The organism is Serratia sp. DFXYC6 (genome assembly GCF_057196085.1).
This window is the reverse complement of the sequence record NZ_JBXUNV010000001.1, coordinates 1,810,728-1,826,370: the sequence shown is the minus strand read 5'-3', so window position 1 is coordinate 1,826,370 and position 15,643 is coordinate 1,810,728. Positions and strand designations below refer to the sequence as shown.

Here is a 15,643-nt window from a genome sequence, read left to right as displayed (position 1 = left end):
ATGAGCCAATCAACCCCGCTGGATAGGAAATATGTCGATGACCACGGCAACCCCGTGAAGGTCATCCGGTGGGAACGTGTAGAGCGTCAGGTGATTTTTATGAGAGAGGGCTATCCGCATGAATGCATGCAACCTCTTGAAAGATTCAAAGAGAAATTTAAGCGAGTGGACATATGAGCGCCTTAATGCAGCTTCTTGATCGGCCCATAGCTTACCAGCCGTCTTTCGTCGGCCTGGGGGTTGGGGTGACCGGCGCTGTTCTGCTGTCGCAGTTGGTTTACTGGCATAACCGAATGGATGCCGGCTGGTTCTACAAAACCCAGAAAGAGATCCGCGATGAAACAGGCCTTACGCGTGAGGAACAGGAAACGGCACGCCGTCGCCTTATCTCCGCCGGGGTGCTTGAAGAGGATCGCCGTGGTGTACCAGCAAAGCTCTATTTTCGGGTTAAAGCCGATGCTCTTGAGTTGCTTCTTCTGAAGAAAATCAAAGAGAAAACCCAGAATGCGGGAAACCCTCAGTCCAGTATGCGGGAATCCCGCATTCAAGAGTGCGGTAATGCCGCAGACAAGCATGCGGAAAACCCTCAGACAAGTATGCGGGAAAGCAGCGCGCCAGATTGCGGGAATCCCGCAGACATTCATACAGGAGATTACACAGAGATTACTTCAGAGACTACAGCAGAGATAAAACCTGTACGTCTGCCGGCTGCGCCGACAGACCAGCCGCAAGAGGATTCTTTGAAAATCGATTACGACGAAGTGCTTCGCATCTTCCGCGCCACGCTGCCAGAACTTCCTGACGTCTTGAAAATGACCGACGGGCGCCGCAAGGCACTGCGCAAGCTCTGGAAGGACTACGAGATGGACATGGAGCGCTGGGGCGCTTACCTGCGGTACATCTCGAAAAAATGCCGCTGGATGCTGGAAGATCGCCCAGACACGAACAGCGGCAAGACCTGGCGCAAAAAGGACTTCGACTACCTGATCACTGAGAAATGCTACCTGAAGGTCAAGGAAGAGCGGGCAGATGACCTCCCGAAAGTACAGCGCCAGGATAGCGCCGCCCGCGAAGAGGCCTATGTCCGTCTGGTATCCCAGCGCCAGCAGCCAAGGAACGAAGTTGAGAAGCTTGCGAAGGAGATGGCCGGATCCCTTGGTCGCATGACCGATTACGACGCCCGCCGAGCATGGACGGGGATTTGGGCTCAGGCAGTTGCCAAGGCCAGCGAGAACGATTTAGCGAGGATTGCCTGATGAGAGCGATAGTGAAAGCAGCGGTACAGCGTGATCTGGGTATTGTGCTGATCCCAGTTACTGAAGAGATGGCGTTTCACATGAACGGGCGCCTGATGATTTCAACAATTCCTCGTAAATTTGTGGACACGCCAGAAGGGGTTCTGCCGCCGGTGGAGCATGAGATCGCCAGCGACCCGCGGCTGCAGGCTTTCTTCCAGCACGAGCGCGTCATAAACGCCTGCGGCGGGATTAACGCAATCGAAGCCTGGGCTACGCAGTTCACCAAGTGCCAGTACAACAAACACGATCGGCCTTCGACGATTCTCGACACTGAGCGGGTAGGGCATTCTGCCGTTCGCATTTGCCCTCAGTGTTACAAGCAAAGCTGTGGCTCATCGCCGAAGTTGGAAAAAATTGCAGCTCGTAATACTGCTCGTTGGATAGCTGAGACGGCAAAGCACCGCTTGAAGTCGGAAGGCCCGTTAACCATTCCTGAGCTGCTGCTGTGGTCGATGCTGGCCGGGGTATTCGATCTGATCCCCGAAGAGGTAGCGCGCACGGTGACAGATAGGCCGGAACCAAAGGTAATCAGTGGCACCCGAAGGGAGTCCGACATGGATTGCCTGCCGTCGGTTAAAGAACTCATCGCAAAGGACGCGGCTAAATGCTTCAAGGTTGACCCTGAAGTGTCAGGTGCTTTTGCTCTACTCCCGAAGAAAACCCGCGCCGAAGACAGCAAGTACACCCGTTGGGTTAAGACACGTCCCTGTGTGGTATGTGGCGCGCGGGCTGATGACCCGCACCACATCATCGGTCATGGGCAAGGCGGAATGGCTACCAAGGCGCACGACTTCTTCACCATCCCGCTGTGCCGTAAACACCACGACGCGCTGCACGAGAATATGACGGCATGGGAAGCGGAACATGGTAGCCAGGTTGAATTGCTGTTTGAGTTCCTGGATTTCTCCTTTGGCATCGGGGCGATCGCATGAAAACGTACCCGATCACGCCAATCCCTAAACCACGCATGACACAAAAAGACCGGTGGGCCAAGCGCCCGCCAGTTCTCCGCTATCGGGCATTCTGCGACGAGGTGAAATTGAATCGAATCTCGCTGCCTGAGAGCGGATATCACGTGACGTTTGTTTTACCCATGCCTGAGAGTTGGAGCAAGAAGAAACGCGCTGAGATGGCCGGGAAACCGCATCAGCAGAAGCCAGATGCAGACAACTTACTAAAAGCTCTTATGGACGCAATCTACTATGAAGATTGTGCCGTTTGGGATGTCCGCGTAACCAAACGCTGGGGAAATGCCGGCGAGATAATCATCAAGGAAATTATATGAGAGATATCCAGTTGGTATTAGAGCGTTGGGGTCAATGGGCGAAAGATAACAGCGGCGTGGACTACTCTCCGATCGCTGCAGGGTTTAAGGGGCTTCTGCCTAACACTAGCAAGAGTAAGCCTTCATGCTGCGATAATGATGGCCTGATTGTTGATGGCGCCGTGGGTAGATTGAAGAAGGTGCGCGACGAAAGAGAGCTTGGAGTAATCATGCTGCACTACCGATACGGGGTGTCAAAGTCGGAGATAGCCCGTAGATGGAAGGTTTCAGAAGGGAACATAAGGCAGAAGCTGATGATGGCAGAAAGCTTTATAGAAGGCTGTTTGGCTATGACCGGGGCGACGCTTGAGATGGACGCTTGGACAAGCAGATCAGAAATTTCTGCTGTCGCGTAAATTTCCGCTTTTCGTTACGAATTTTACTGGCTATTGTGATAAGAGTGGTTACGCAGTGACGTAGCTTATAGACTTTAAAAAACCCCGCTTCGGCGGGGTTTTCTTGTTTTCAGCCCCAGCCAACATCCGACACACACCTGGCACACCCCGTATCGCCAAATCGTTTACGGCTGGTGGCTGATCCCTGTCCATAACCCGAAACCGGGAAAGAGCCCCGGAAGGGGGAGGTTATGAAAATGCCCTGGAAGAACGAGCCCAACATCTTATCAATGCTGATTGCGTTCGGTATGACTTTGCTGGGAGCCATTGCCAGTTACTCATTCAAGGTGCTGAATGGCGAGGCCTTTAGTTGGCGCACGCTGTTTCTGCAACTCTTCGTTTCTATCTTCGCCGGGTTAACTATGGTGATGATCGCCCTGCATTACGACTGGCCTTCGGAGGTGATGGGCGGCGTGTGCGGCATGGCTGGTTGGTCTGGTGCATCGCTGATTAAGGCGCTGGAGCGTCGATTCCTGAATAAAGCGAGCGATAGCAATGAATATCAGTAAAAGCGGCATTGAGCTGATTAAGCGCTTCGAAGGTCTGCGGTTGAAAGCCTATCAGGATTCGGTAGGCGTTTGGACGATCGGTTACGGGTGGACACAGCCTGTTGACGGTAAGAAAGTCGGCCCAGGTATGCAGATTGATCAGGCCACTGCCGATCGGCTGCTGAAATGCGGCGTTGTGCAGTATGAGCAGGGCGTTAATCAGCTGGTGAAGGTGAAAATCACTCAGGGCCAATTCGATGCGCTGGTGAGCTTTGCGTATAACCTCGGCCTGCGCTCGCTGAGTACATCTACACTTCTGCAAAATCTGAACGATGGCGATAAGCAAGGTGCAGCAGACCAATTTGGCCGCTGGGTAAATGCCGGCGGTAAACGGCTTGATGGTCTGGTTGCACGCCGTGCAGCAGAGCGCGAGATGTTTTTGTCATGAACACCTCATTCAGCTTCCGCACGATGGCGATCGGCCTGTTGCTGGTGGCGTTGATTGTTTCCGGCAGGCTGGCGTTTTACTTCCACGGTAACGCAGTAAAGGCCGGTGAACAGGTTAAGCAGCAGGAAAAGACGCTGGCGCAGCAGTCAGGACTGATCTCAGCCCTGCAAGCACAAGACCGGAAGAACAGAGCCTTGGCAGCAGAGCAACAACAAAGAGAACAGCTACTACGCCAGCGCGAGGAAACCTACCAGAGGAAATTGCGTGATGCACTTAAAGGCAGTAAATGTGGGAATAGTCCTATGCCTACCGCTGTTATTGAGCTCCTGCAGCAGAACGCCGCCGGCACCTCTGCAAATCGTCCTGTTGCCCCCTGAGTCAGTTTTCACTCCATGCGAGCAGCCAGAGCTACAGGGCAACACCTGGGGAGACGCGGTGAGCTATACGCTCTCATTAAAAACAGCTTTTTCAATCTGCGCCAGCCAGGTAGAGACGCTGAGGGAATGGAGGAAAGAATGGTGATAAGGCGCCATGCATAGGCGCCAGATAATGAAATGGCTAAAACAGATCCCAAAGACTTTTTAGACCTACGTACAGAGGTCCTAAAATCGTGATATGTTTTTCTGCTAAATCTATCAGTGACTTGTATTTTTCAAAGCGAGTCTCTTTATCTTCTGCTTTGTCTAGGTCGTTAATTTTTGCAATTATTTCTTTTTTAATTGTTTCATCAATACCGATTTGTTCTAGTTCAGCTTTTGCAGCATCAATGGCTAAAGATAACTCACTAATTCCAACGGTAAAGCTAGAGACTTTGTTACTCGTAGACTCACCTTCGAAAACAATGCCGTCACCACCCATCCGACCAACTTTTACTTCACCAACATAATTATTGTGAGCACTTTCACCAAATCTGACTACAGCAGGTCTTTTCTTTTCCATATTTCCGCCTTGTTTCTGAGAGTCTTGTAGAGCTGGAGAAATTATAACCATGTAAATAGGAATGACAATTGCGCACAGATGGTTTTTTCTCAACAGACCACAGGTGAGGCATTATTGGTGGCATTCACTGAGTGCCACCGATAATGCTTCATACAAAAGGATATTGCGACTATTATCCCTTTCAAAATAGGAGGGATAGCCGTGGCTCAAATCGTTGTTAGAACAAAAGAAGAGTTGGAGAAGGCCAGTAAGGAAAAGGCAGATTATATCATTGTTGAGGGTGTATTAGCCGACAAGCTCCAAAGAGGAAAAAAAGTTGCTAAAGCTAGCGGTGCTACAATCGCGGCCATAGCTGCGGCTCTTGCAGCTGCGCCTTTTACAGGCGGAATCTCTACGATGGGAGTAGCGTCTGCAGCTGCACTTTCCGGCATGGAGATTGCCGCAATTATTGCAGCTGCATCAATAGGTATTGCCTTGATTATTGGCCTTTTTAAAGACTACGAAGAGATTGAAGTAGGGGAAGGCACATTGAAACTGAAGCGACGCCAACAGAAATAAGCATGGCAATAGATTAAAACCCGCTCCGGCGGGTTTTTTTATTGGGAGAAAATCATGGCTAAGACAGTACTGGATGAGAGCCATGAGAGGCGCCCATACCCACCGCTAAGGTTTATCGAAGACCATCAGGTAACGCCATATATCGGCCTGGTTCCTGCGAACGAGGTACAGGAGTGGATAAAGCGTCAAATTATCGACGAAGCCGGCAGCCTGTTTAACCCAGACCACGGACACCTTGCAGACGCCGATCTGCGCTTTATGTGGGCATCGTCTGCGTTTGAGAAGAAAGGGCGCCATGTGCTCGGCCAGGCTGAAGAGGTAGCGATGCGCGCCGGCGGCTGGCAGAAGGCCCGGATGGAACAGCAGATGTATGAGTGGTTCGGTGAAGTGCCGAAATTCATCATCACTCTCGCTGCTGACTATTGCTCACAGTGTTCTGATGCTGAGTTCTGCGCCCTGGTCGAGCATGAGCTTTACCACATCGCGCAGGCGACAGACGATTTCGGCGCACCAAAATTCAACAAGGAAGGCCAGCCAGTGCTTAAGCTGCGCGGCCACGACGTTGAAGAGTTTGTTGGCGTGGTTCGCCGGTACGGCGCCAGCGTGGAAGTTCAGGAACTGGTTGATGCGGCTAACAGGCCTGCGGAGGTGGCGCAACTAAACATTGCCAGGGCGTGCGGTAACTGCATGTTGAGGCTGGCGTAAATATTGGACTGTATTGGACGGATGGTGATTTATGGCTGCATTAAAACCAGATGTAAAAGCCTTCATCATTCAGTCGCTTGCGTGCTTTGACACCCCTACGCTTGTGGTGGAGTCCGTCCAAAAAGAGTTTGGACTAAAAATCACGCGTCAGCAGGTTGAATCTCACGACCCGACAAAGGTTAGCGGCAAGTCGCTGGCTAAGAAGTGGGTAGACCTGTTCTACACGACGCGGGAGCGATTCAAGACAGAAATTTCAGACATTCCGATCGCCAACAAGGCCTACCGGCTGCGAGTTCTTGATCGCATGGCGACGCGAACCGAAACCATGAAGAACTATGCATTGGCCGCTCAGATCGTCGAGCAAGCCGCGAAAGAGTGCGGTGATGCATATAGCAACAAACAGAAGGTTGAGCACACCAGCCCTGATGGGAGCATGACTCCTCGGCCAACAACAATCAGACTGGTGGGAGTGGAGCCAACTAATGGAAAGTCAGGTTGATCTGCAAATTCCCGCCAAGCTTGTACCGGTTTTCGCTACTGAAGGGATTCGCTATCGCGGTGCTCACGGCGGACGTGGTTCAGCAAAGACACGCACCTTTGCGCTTATGAGCGCGGTAAAGGCATACCAGGCAGCAGAAAGTGGATTAAGCGGGGTGATCCTCTGCGCCCGTGAATTTATGAACTCCCTGGAAGAATCCTCCATGGAGGAAGTAAAGCAGGCCATCAGGTCTGTACCGTGGCTGGATGATTACTTCGATATTGGCGAGAAATACATTCGCACCAAAAACCGCAAAGTAAGCTACGTGTTTTGCGGCCTGCGTCATAACCTCGACAGCATAAAGTCGAAGGCGCGAATTCTAGTAGCCTGGGTGGATGAAGCAGAGTCAGTTTCATCCACGGCCTGGAAAAAGCTTCGTCCGACCGTTCGTGAAGAGGGGTCAGAAATTTGGGTCACCTGGAACCCGGAGAAAGACGGCAGCGCTACCGATAAGCTGTTCAGAAAGAACCCTCCTAAAAGTTCAATGATTGTCGAGATGAACTACAGCGACAATCCGTGGTTCCCAGAAGTGCTCGAAGATGAGCGAATTGAAGACCTTGAAAACCTTGATTACGCCGATTACGCGTGGATCTGGGAAGGCGCATATCTTGAGAACTCTGATAAGCAGGTGCTGGCGAATAAATACGTCGTGCAGAGCTTTGCTGATGACCTGTGGCAGAAAGCTGAACGATTGCTGTTTGGCGCCGACTTCGGCTTCGCGAAAGACCCTAGCACGCTCATTCGAATGTTCATCCTCGAAAGCAACCTCTATATCGAATACGAAGCCTATGGCAATGGCATAGAGCTCGATGACATGTGGAAGTTCTATGCTGGCAGAGAAGGGGCATCGCAGCGGCAAATGGAAGAATGGAAGGTAACAGACGAGGCGAAATATCACGGCATCCCCGAGGCGCGCAAATGGCCTATCAAGGCAGACAACTCTCGTCCTGAAACTATCAGCCACATCAAAGCTCAAGGATTCAATATTGCCGCTGCTCAGAAGTGGGCAGGTAGTGTTGAGGATGGCATAACCTGCCTTCGTGGATTTAAGAAGATCATTATTCATCCTCGCTGTAAAGAAACAGCAAAAGAGGCGCGGCTCTACTCGTACAAAACCGACCGTATTACTGGCGAAGTCCTGCCTATCATTGAGGACAAGAATAACCATTGCTGGGATGGTGTTCGCTACGGCCTTGATGGCTATATCAAGCACAAGCCTCAAGCAATGGGAATGCTTATCCCTAAGCGACTTAGGTAAACCACTCCAAACGGAAACCACATGAACAAAAATCTCCAACTGGCCGTCAACCACGCGTTGAACGACGCCAGGATTGAGCGTGCTCGTATGGCGATGCTTGGGCCATCTATGGGCCTGGATAATAAACGCGGCTCCGCATGGTGCGAATACGGCTTTCCTGAGCAGATCACTTACGACAACCTTTATTCACTGTATCGCCGCGGTGGTATTGCGCATGGCGCCGTGGAAAAGCTGGTGGGTAAATGCTGGCAGACCAACCCGGAGATCATCGAGGGTGATAAGGCCGACGAGAAGCGCGCGGAAACTGCCTGGGAGAAAAAACTCAAACCGGTATTCACCAACCGGTTATGGCGCGCTTTTGCAGAGGCTGACCGTCGGCGGCTTGTCGGACGTTACTCTGGCATTTTGTTGCACATCCGCGATAACAAACCATGGAATACCGAAGCAGCCAGAGGGCGAGGCCTCGAGAAAGTCACAGTAGCCTGGGCTGGCTCACTAAACGTGAGCGAGTGGGATACCGGTCTTAACTCGCAAACATACGGCCAACCGAAGATGTGGCAATACACGGAACGGCTTTCAAATGGCGCTACGCGCCGTGTCGAAATCCATCCAGACCGGATCTTCATCCTTGGTGACTACACCGACGACGCTATCGGATTCCTTGAGCCAGCATATAACGCATTTGTCAGCCTGGAGAAAGTAGAGGGTGGTTCTGGTGAGTCATTCCTGAAGAACGCAGCGCGGCAGTTGGCGCTTAGCTTCGACAAAGAGATCGACTTCGGCAGTCTGGCGTCTATGTATGGCGTCAGCGTTGACGAATTGCAGGACAAGTTCAACGAAGCCGCGCGCGAGATGAACCGCGGCAACGATGTGCTGATGAGTCTACAGGGTGCAGCTGTTACCTCCCTTGTTTCCCCTGTGTCTGATCCAAGCCCAACCTATAGCGTGAACCTGCAAACGGCTTCTGCCGGCGTTGATATTCCATCGCGAATACTGGTAGGCAACCAACAGGCTGAACGCTCAAGCACCGAAGACCAGAAGTACATGAACGGGCGCTGCCAGAGTCGCCGCGGTGATCTGTCGTTCGAAATTGAGGACTTCTGCGACAAGTTGATTGACCTGAGAATTATCGATTCTGTCGTCCAGAAAACGGTCATCTGGGATGATCTCAATCAACAGACTCGCGCTGAGCGCCTGGCGGACTCCAAAGCCATGGCAGAGGTGAACAAGGCCATGGTCGAAAGCGGAGACACGGCGCCATTCAGCGGTGAGGAAATTCGCACTGCAGCAGGATTCGAAACTGAAGGCGGCGAACCGCTTGGAGAGACAGGGGATGACGACGAAACCTAAACCTCCAATCCTGCCGAGCAACATCAAAGATCCCACAGGAGTTGATAAGTTAGAGCGTGGCGCCATGCGTGAGTTTGCAAAGCGCATGAAGCTGATAACGAAAGGCTATATCGACATCCTCAACCGCATCCCATCTGAACCCGTCGTAAACGAGCGCTACACCTTCCGCCTTGATCAGGGGCTTCTGTCGATGCTGTTGCAGAACGGTGAAGCGCTGGTGGACGAAATTCTTCTGGAGGGCGGCGAGTTCAATCTGTGGTTCTTTGGGCGCTATGTGTCTGTGGCTTACCAGCGAGGAACGGCTCAGGAGTATTACAACCTCTCCCAGCAATCCTCCGCTTACGCTGCCGGACAGCAGGATGTTCCCAACATCTTGTTGAGTGAGCCCTATCAGCTGCGTTTGATTCTGGTCAGAGCGCGCGAGTTCGAAGAGATGAAAGGGCTCAGCGCTCAGGTTAAGAGCGATATGGCGAGAATTCTGACTGATGGCATTGCCAGGGGGCTAAACCCGCGTGACGTAGCCAAAAACCTCAACGAGCAAACCGGTATTGAAACCCGGCGCGCGAATCGCATAGCCAGGACGGAAATCACTACCGCACTACGCCGAGCTCGGTGGGATGAGGCTCAGGATGCGCAAGACCGCTACGGCATCAAAACAAAGCTGCTTCACATCTCTGCGTTAAGCCCTACTACCCGAGCAACGCACGCCGCCAGGCATGCTCACCTGTATACGCAGGATGAGGTGAGGGAGTGGTACACGAAGAATGGCAACGCCATCAACTGCAAATGCTCGCAGCTTTCCGTGCTGGTGGATGACAAAGGGAACCCTCTCACTCCTTCGATCATCGACAAGGCCAAGCAGACGTTCAACGACATGAAGGAGAGAGGCTACAAATGGGCAGAGGGTTAATCCATGAAAGTTCAAGTTAACGTCACCACGAAAGTGAACAGCCAGGCAATTCGCCGCGAGTCATATAACGGCCGCGAGCACCTTGTTTTACCGAGCTACACATTGCCGGCAAACGTGGTCATGAATGAAGGGCTGTATACCGCCAGCGAAATCGATGCTCATTATCAAGGCCTGGAAGGCACGCTGGCGCCTTTGGGGCATCCGCAGCTAAATGGCGCATTCATCTCTGCCTTTTCTCCTGAAGGTATCAACCAGGGTCATATCGGTGCCTGGAATCGCAATGTGAAGAAATCGGGCAACCGGATCTACTTGGAGAAGTGGGTTGATACCCAGATCGCCAACCAGAGTGAGGGAGGCAGGGAGCTTATCTCCCGCGTAGAAGCCATTGAGCGCGGCGAAGATGTTCCACCTATTCACACCAGCGTTGCGGTGTTTCTCGACCAGCTTGAGCCCAATGAGCAACAGAAGGCCACAGGTGCCAAGTGGGTGGCAAAGATTCACGGCATGGATCATGACGCAATCTTGCTGCATGAAGTGGGCGCAGCGACGCCTGAGCAGGGCGTTGGGCTGATGGTTAACGCTGACCTTGCCACGCCGTTAAAGGCCAACTCTGGCGCGCTGATTGGCGAATCCTACCGGGATCGTGAGCAACGTCTCGACCGCGCAGCAAAAGATAAATTCGCTCCCGGCGAAAATGAATCTGCCTGGGTGGCAGACTTCACCGACTCGCAGGTGGTGATCATCCGCAACGGCGGCGCAGCTCAGGTTTATGGCTACACGTCGGAGGGCGGAAAAATCACCTTTGATGAAACCGGAACACCGGTTGCGCGGCAGGAATCCTGGGTGACGGTCATCGCCAACAAAGTTAAATCCCTTTTCAATCCGCAGGAACAACCTGCAACCAACCACCAAACGGAGGGCGACATGCCTTTAACCACTGAAGAGAAACAAGAGCTGATCACCGAAATCGGCAAAGGCCTGGCCGCCAACTTCGCCGAGGCGCTCAAGCCGATCACCGAAAAAGTTGATGCGCTGCAGGCCAACCATAACCAACTAGCCGAAACCCTGACTGCAAACTCTCGCGCGGAAGAGAAAACCAAGCGTGAAGCCGTTGCGGCTGTTCTTGGTGAACTGGCTGCTAATGCCCTGACAGGAGAAGCGTTGGATGACGCTTTTAAGCGCCTGGGAAGCTCGGCTCAGTTGGGCGGTAACTCCGGTCAGCATCAGCAAGAAAATGGCGCACCTGCCGCCGAAGAACACTTCAAATAAGGGGTTATCCAATGCCACGTTATCGTCGCGTAAACATCGACGGAAAGTCGCTGTATAAGACCGAAACCCGCACCACTGCCGTGGCGCTTCTGCCAGGCACTGCTGCCGTCATCAACGCCAGCGATGAATTCGCTCAGGCTACCGCGCTAAAGGGCCGAATCTACATCATCGACGTTGCCTACCATCAAGGGCTGAAAATCACCGAGGCGGTTCCTGCTGGCGACTCCGCTGTAGGCAACTACGTGGAAGAAGGTCGTGAATTGGCGCTGCTCTGCGTACCTGGCGCGTACAAGAAAGATAGCCCGATCAAGCTTGGCGCTAACGGCCAATTCACCCTGGCAACTGCTGACACTGATTCAGTGATCGGTTACAGCCAGGACGAAGCCACCATCGCCGCCGGCGCTACCGATTTCATCCGCGTGCGTATGCGCGTTGGCACTGTCGCCGCTGGCGCTTAAAAGAAGGATAAACGCACATGTATTTCTCCAAAGAGACATTGGCTGCAAACAGCCGCCTCGGCGGTCACTGGAATGAGCTGTGGGCGAACCGCAATATGTGGAACGCCAATCATAACGCCATGATCGCTGCCAACCGCGCCCACATGACGCAGGAGTGGTTGGCAGTAAACGCTGCAGGTGGCTTTACTCGTGATTTCTGGGCTGAAATTGATCGTCAGGTACTGCAACTGCGCGATCAGGAAGTTGGCATGGAAATCATCAACGATCTGATCGGCGTGCAAACGGTTCTGTCCGTCGGCAAAACAGCCAAGCTGTATAGTGTGGTCGGTGATATTGCTGATGATGTGTCAGTAAGCATTGACGGCCAAGCGCCGTTCTCCTTCGACCATACTGAATACGCCAGCGATGGAGACCCAATTCCGGTATTCACAGCCGGCTATGGTGTGAACTGGCGCCATGCTGCCGGGCTGAACACCGTGGGCATCGATCTGGTGTTGGACTCGCAGATGGCGAAAATGCGCAAATTCAATAAAGAGCGCGTCAATTATTACCTGAACGGCAACGCGAACATTCAGGTGCAGTCCTACCAGGCACAAGGCATCAAAAACCACCGCAACACCAAAAAGCTGAATCTCGGCGCTGGCGCTGGTGGCGCTAACATCGACCTGACCACTGCCACCATGACTCAGCTGTTTGATTTCTTCGGTAAAGGTGCATTCGGTATGCTGGCCCGAACCAACAAAGTCGCTCAATACGATGTGATGTGGGTATCCCCAGAAATCTGGGCTAACCTGGCACAGCCATACGTGGTCAACGGTGTGGTGAGCGGCAATGTATTGCAGGCGGTATTACCATTCGCGCCGGTTAAAGAAGTCCGCATGACATTTGCGCTGAAGGGTAATGAGTTCGTCGCTTACGTTCGTCGCAGCGATGTGATTTCTCCACTGGTCGGCATGGCTGTGGGCGTTATTCCTTTGCCACGTCCACTACCGAACGTTAACTACAACTTCCAGATCATGTCTGCTGAAGGTCTGCAAATCACTGCGGACGATCAGGGGCTTTCCGGTGTTGTCTACGGCGCCAATCTGGCATAAGGGGTAAACATGGCTAAATACGAAGTGATTCGCCCCTGGAATGGCGTAGAGATCGGGGATGTGTTGGAACTGGAAAAGCTTCACCCAGCGCTGAAATCTAACGTTCGGTTGATGCGTGGCGCGGCCGGCGGTGAACTGACCCCGGCTACCCCGGATGCCGGCAACGAAACAAAGTCGCGCAAGGATGCTATCAAGGCGCGGCTCACTGACCTGGGGATTGAGTTCAAAGGCAACCTCGGCGAAGAAAAGCTCGCTGAACTGTTGCCGGAAGGCGAGCTCGAAAATCTGTTCCCTGCTGAATAACAGCCGCCGCTAAGGCGGTTTTTTTATGCCCCGCTCCGGCGGGGTATTTCACGGAGTCGATAATGGTAACTCTCGAACAGGCGAAGGAGTATCTGGAGATCCAGGGAATTACCATTCCCGATTTTGTTCTTCAGGCTCTAGTCGATCAGGCCAACAGCATTCAGGAGTGTCTTGATGCGCATTATCCGGCATCGCCCGCGCTGCTGATTCAGCTCTATCTGCTGGCGCTTATGGGGCTCGGGCAGGGGGACAAATACATCTCCAGCCAGACGGCTCCAAGCGGGGCGTCGCGTTCTTTCCGGTATCAGTCGTTCACCGATCGCTGGAAAGCCTCAGTGAACTTGCTGCGCGGGCTGGATAAGTACGGCTGTGCTACCGCCCTTATTCCTGCCGACCCAACCGCATCCCCGGCATTTGCTGGCATCTGGATCGGAAAGGGTGGCTGTATGTGTAATGGGAGTAAATAACATGTTGGAAGCAAGACAAATTGCCGAGCTGCTGAACCAGTTATTCGCGTCTGACCCTGTGGCCGCTGCTGACCTGGTCAATCATCGAGTGGTATGTAACGACGCATTTCTCGGAAGCGACATTCCCTTTGTCTGCTCACAGTCTCGAGATGGTGTCATAACCATGGGTGTTGTCGGTTTCATGAACGCTATGGCTAAGCCAGGAACTGGTCGCGCAGCGGCTGTGTATGACGATGACAATCAGCTTACTGGGTTTACCGTCGTAGGTGCTGAGTGATGGCGTACAAATCAGTTAAGCACAGCCTGCCGCGCTCATTCACCCGCGTCTGGGTGATGACCGACACTGGGCGGGAGACTACCGGCTACGTTAAATCGGACGGCGAGTGGTTCATTAACTGCCCGCGCATCCGGGAGACTGGAGCGAAGGTGCTGCAATGGAGGGAATGAAAGATGGCGATTGTAAAAAGTACGATTAGTGCATTAAACGTGAAGGTGGTTTATCACGTTGCAGGTGAAACAAAGACGTTTAGTGAGTCCGTTGTTTCACAAATCGTTATCGACCGTTACTTGCAACTTGAATGCGGCGATACCGTCGGTCTATTCGTGCCGGTAGGAAAAGGCCAGCAGGTCAACGCGCTGAATATCGAATGGTTTGAGATTGAGCGCATTATGGCGCCAAAGGAGTGACCGGTGTCGAGTGTAGCAAGCTGGTCTTATACTGCCCAGGCCACGATATGGCGTAATCTTGGCAATAGTGAAGCTGGCGATCCTCTGGGGTGGGATCCGCCTGAAATTATCATGTGCGATTACCAGGGCGGACTCTCTGCGAAGCTGAATAATATCGGTTCGGAAATCACTGTAAAAAACACGGTGTGGACTGAATTCACTGATGCCAAGAAAGGCGACTATCTGCTTATCGGTGTGTCTACCATGGTAGACCCGATCGCCGCGGGTGCCGATGAGGTGGTGCAGGTGATCCGCTATGCCGATACGTTTGAGCGCCTGGCTGAGGATATAGCCATTCTGACGGGGGCATAGCGATGGGCGTAAAGATAAAAGGTATCAAAGAAGCCCAGCGGCGCCTTGATGCGGTGGTTGAGGACGTCAGGACGAGAAAAGCGGTCAGGGCTATCAAGTCGGCTGTGATGATAATCGCTAATGAAGCAGCGCTGATGACCCCGGTTGACACCAGTACCCTGATAAATTCGCAGTACCAGGAGACAATGATCAACGGTACTCGGATTACTGGCCGTATCGGTTACTCAGCGAATTATGCGGTCTATGTCCATAACGCCAGTGGCATCATGAAGGGGTTACCGCGGCCAAACAACCGAGGCAATTACTGGGATCCTGCTGGTGAACCTAAATTCCTCACCAAGGCCGCAGAGAAAACCCGCCGGCAGGTGGGCGAGATAATCAGGAAGGAGATGATGCTGTGACACCTCCAATGTATCTCCGCCTACGAAATCTTTTCGAGAGTGCAGGCCTAACCGCGGGGCTCACCATCCAAACGCTGATGTGGAACGACACGGGTAAGTTATCCGACGCCTTCATCGTGTTCCGGCCTGGCGGTGGTTCAGATATTCAATACGACCGCGGCGGAGATTTCTTCGTAATGGTCGATGTTGTCGGGGCCAAAGGAAAGAACGCAGAAGCAGATGCCGCGGCGAACAAAATCGCCGACTACATCAGCAGCCAGCAGGGCGCTGATAGCTGTGTTGGCGCTATGCGTCTGCTTGGAGGCTCTCCAACGCCAATCCCATCAGCAGAGGGGCGATTAATCTACCGACTTTTAGTCTGCTGCACCTACGGCGAATAACGCACATATCTATCCATCAGGC

The 15,643-nt window shown here is 52.9% G+C and carries 26 protein-coding genes; 25 read left to right on the top strand and 1 reads right to left on the bottom strand.

Features of this window, described 5'->3' with window-relative positions; translation table 11 throughout:
• From AC2CGQ_RS08880 to lysC, 9 genes are all read left to right on the top strand, one after another.
• Window positions 1-177, top strand: coding sequence for a DUF4222 domain-containing protein (locus tag AC2CGQ_RS08880; protein WP_065426409.1), 177 nt, complete (start codon window positions 1-3; stop codon window positions 175-177).
• An 8-nt stretch (window positions 178-185) separates the two neighbouring features.
• A complete protein-coding gene (locus tag AC2CGQ_RS08875; protein ID WP_484593604.1) occupies window positions 186-1,256 on the top strand; it encodes a hypothetical protein in 1,071 nt (356 codons plus the stop codon).
• On the top strand, window positions 1,256-2,230 hold the full coding sequence (locus AC2CGQ_RS08870) for a DUF968 domain-containing protein (RefSeq protein ID WP_484593603.1): 975 nt from the start codon (window positions 1,256-1,258) through the stop codon (window positions 2,228-2,230). The genes AC2CGQ_RS08875 and AC2CGQ_RS08870 overlap by 1 nt, the downstream gene beginning before the upstream one ends.
• Entirely contained in the window at window positions 2,227-2,583 is a 357-nt protein-coding gene (locus AC2CGQ_RS08865; protein WP_484593602.1) for a RusA family crossover junction endodeoxyribonuclease, read from the top strand. Before AC2CGQ_RS08870 ends, AC2CGQ_RS08865 begins: the two co-directional genes overlap by 4 nt.
• Entirely contained in the window at window positions 2,580-2,978 is a 399-nt protein-coding gene (locus AC2CGQ_RS08860) for an antiterminator Q family protein (protein ID WP_060706489.1), read from the top strand. The genes AC2CGQ_RS08865 and AC2CGQ_RS08860 overlap by 4 nt, the downstream gene beginning before the upstream one ends.
• A gap of 230 nt (window positions 2,979-3,208) precedes the next feature.
• Window positions 3,209-3,526 (top strand): phage holin family protein, encoded by a 318-nt coding sequence (locus tag AC2CGQ_RS08855; RefSeq protein ID WP_049193441.1) that lies wholly within the window; start codon window positions 3,209-3,211, stop codon window positions 3,524-3,526.
• On the top strand, window positions 3,513-3,953 hold the full coding sequence (locus AC2CGQ_RS08850) for a lysozyme (protein WP_484593601.1): 441 nt from the start codon (window positions 3,513-3,515) through the stop codon (window positions 3,951-3,953). The genes AC2CGQ_RS08855 and AC2CGQ_RS08850 overlap by 14 nt, the downstream gene beginning before the upstream one ends.
• Complete coding sequence (locus AC2CGQ_RS08845; protein WP_484593600.1) at window positions 3,950-4,330, top strand: hypothetical protein; 381 nt, start codon at window positions 3,950-3,952, stop codon at window positions 4,328-4,330. The genes AC2CGQ_RS08850 and AC2CGQ_RS08845 overlap by 4 nt, the downstream gene beginning before the upstream one ends.
• Window positions 4,221-4,475, top strand: coding sequence for an Rz1-like lysis system protein LysC (gene lysC / locus AC2CGQ_RS08840; RefSeq protein WP_484593599.1), 255 nt, complete (start codon window positions 4,221-4,223; stop codon window positions 4,473-4,475). Before AC2CGQ_RS08845 ends, lysC begins: the two co-directional genes overlap by 110 nt.
• 36 nt (window positions 4,476-4,511) lie before the next feature.
• Here the strand turns inward: lysC and AC2CGQ_RS08835 are convergent, their stop codons facing one another.
• Complete coding sequence (locus AC2CGQ_RS08835; RefSeq protein WP_484593598.1) at window positions 4,512-4,892, bottom strand: hypothetical protein; 381 nt, start codon at window positions 4,890-4,892, stop codon at window positions 4,512-4,514.
• Between the two features lie 201 nt (window positions 4,893-5,093).
• On the opposite strand from AC2CGQ_RS08835, the gene AC2CGQ_RS08830 reads away from it, so the two are divergent.
• From AC2CGQ_RS08830 to AC2CGQ_RS08755, 16 genes are all read left to right on the top strand, one after another.
• Complete coding sequence (locus AC2CGQ_RS08830; RefSeq protein WP_484593597.1) at window positions 5,094-5,450, top strand: hypothetical protein; 357 nt, start codon at window positions 5,094-5,096, stop codon at window positions 5,448-5,450.
• A 54-nt stretch (window positions 5,451-5,504) separates the two neighbouring features.
• Complete coding sequence (locus tag AC2CGQ_RS08825) at window positions 5,505-6,155, top strand: putative metallopeptidase (protein ID WP_484593596.1); 651 nt, start codon at window positions 5,505-5,507, stop codon at window positions 6,153-6,155.
• 31 nt (window positions 6,156-6,186) lie between these two features.
• The gene (locus AC2CGQ_RS08820; protein WP_169540755.1) at window positions 6,187-6,654 is read left to right on the top strand and encodes a DUF2280 domain-containing protein; all 468 of its coding nucleotides are present in this window, start codon (window positions 6,187-6,189) and stop codon (window positions 6,652-6,654) included.
• A complete protein-coding gene (locus AC2CGQ_RS08815; RefSeq protein ID WP_484593595.1) occupies window positions 6,638-7,951 on the top strand; it encodes a PBSX family phage terminase large subunit in 1,314 nt (437 codons plus the stop codon). The genes AC2CGQ_RS08820 and AC2CGQ_RS08815 overlap by 17 nt, the downstream gene beginning before the upstream one ends.
• A gap of 21 nt (window positions 7,952-7,972) precedes the next feature.
• The gene (locus tag AC2CGQ_RS08810; RefSeq protein ID WP_484593594.1) at window positions 7,973-9,301 is read left to right on the top strand and encodes an anti-CBASS protein Acb1 family protein; all 1,329 of its coding nucleotides are present in this window, start codon (window positions 7,973-7,975) and stop codon (window positions 9,299-9,301) included.
• Window positions 9,285-10,211, top strand: a complete 927-nt coding sequence (locus tag AC2CGQ_RS08805; protein WP_077038805.1) for a phage minor head protein — start codon at window positions 9,285-9,287, stop codon at window positions 10,209-10,211. The genes AC2CGQ_RS08810 and AC2CGQ_RS08805 overlap by 17 nt, the downstream gene beginning before the upstream one ends.
• A 3-nt stretch (window positions 10,212-10,214) precedes the next feature.
• Entirely contained in the window at window positions 10,215-11,480 is a 1,266-nt protein-coding gene (locus AC2CGQ_RS08800; RefSeq protein ID WP_484593593.1) for a hypothetical protein, read from the top strand.
• Window positions 11,481-11,491: 11 nt separating this feature from the next.
• Window positions 11,492-11,938: a gp53 minor capsid family protein gene (locus tag AC2CGQ_RS08795; RefSeq protein WP_484593592.1), complete on the top strand. Its 447-nt coding sequence runs from the start codon at window positions 11,492-11,494 to the stop codon at window positions 11,936-11,938.
• A gap of 17 nt (window positions 11,939-11,955) precedes the next feature.
• Entirely contained in the window at window positions 11,956-13,032 is a 1,077-nt protein-coding gene (locus tag AC2CGQ_RS08790) for a major capsid protein (protein WP_484593591.1), read from the top strand.
• A 9-nt stretch (window positions 13,033-13,041) separates the two neighbouring features.
• Window positions 13,042-13,335: a hypothetical protein gene (locus tag AC2CGQ_RS08785; protein ID WP_060429454.1), complete on the top strand. Its 294-nt coding sequence runs from the start codon at window positions 13,042-13,044 to the stop codon at window positions 13,333-13,335.
• 62 nt (window positions 13,336-13,397) lie between these two features.
• On the top strand, window positions 13,398-13,802 hold the full coding sequence (locus tag AC2CGQ_RS08780) for a DUF7370 family protein (RefSeq protein WP_484593590.1): 405 nt from the start codon (window positions 13,398-13,400) through the stop codon (window positions 13,800-13,802).
• Window position 13,803: 1 nt separating this feature from the next.
• Window positions 13,804-14,079 (top strand): hypothetical protein, encoded by a 276-nt coding sequence (locus AC2CGQ_RS08775; RefSeq protein ID WP_075686034.1) that lies wholly within the window; start codon window positions 13,804-13,806, stop codon window positions 14,077-14,079.
• A gap of 173 nt (window positions 14,080-14,252) precedes the next feature.
• Window positions 14,253-14,489, top strand: a complete 237-nt coding sequence (locus AC2CGQ_RS08770) for a hypothetical protein (RefSeq protein ID WP_075686038.1) — start codon at window positions 14,253-14,255, stop codon at window positions 14,487-14,489.
• Window positions 14,490-14,492: 3 nt separating this feature from the next.
• Window positions 14,493-14,840: a hypothetical protein gene (locus tag AC2CGQ_RS08765; RefSeq protein WP_484593589.1), complete on the top strand. Its 348-nt coding sequence runs from the start codon at window positions 14,493-14,495 to the stop codon at window positions 14,838-14,840.
• A 2-nt stretch (window positions 14,841-14,842) separates the two neighbouring features.
• Window positions 14,843-15,241 (top strand): HK97 gp10 family phage protein, encoded by a 399-nt coding sequence (locus tag AC2CGQ_RS08760; protein WP_060660826.1) that lies wholly within the window; start codon window positions 14,843-14,845, stop codon window positions 15,239-15,241.
• Entirely contained in the window at window positions 15,238-15,621 is a 384-nt protein-coding gene (locus tag AC2CGQ_RS08755) for a phage tail termination protein (RefSeq protein ID WP_060660825.1), read from the top strand. Before AC2CGQ_RS08760 ends, AC2CGQ_RS08755 begins: the two co-directional genes overlap by 4 nt.
• The last annotated feature ends 22 nt before the right edge of the window (window positions 15,622-15,643 follow it).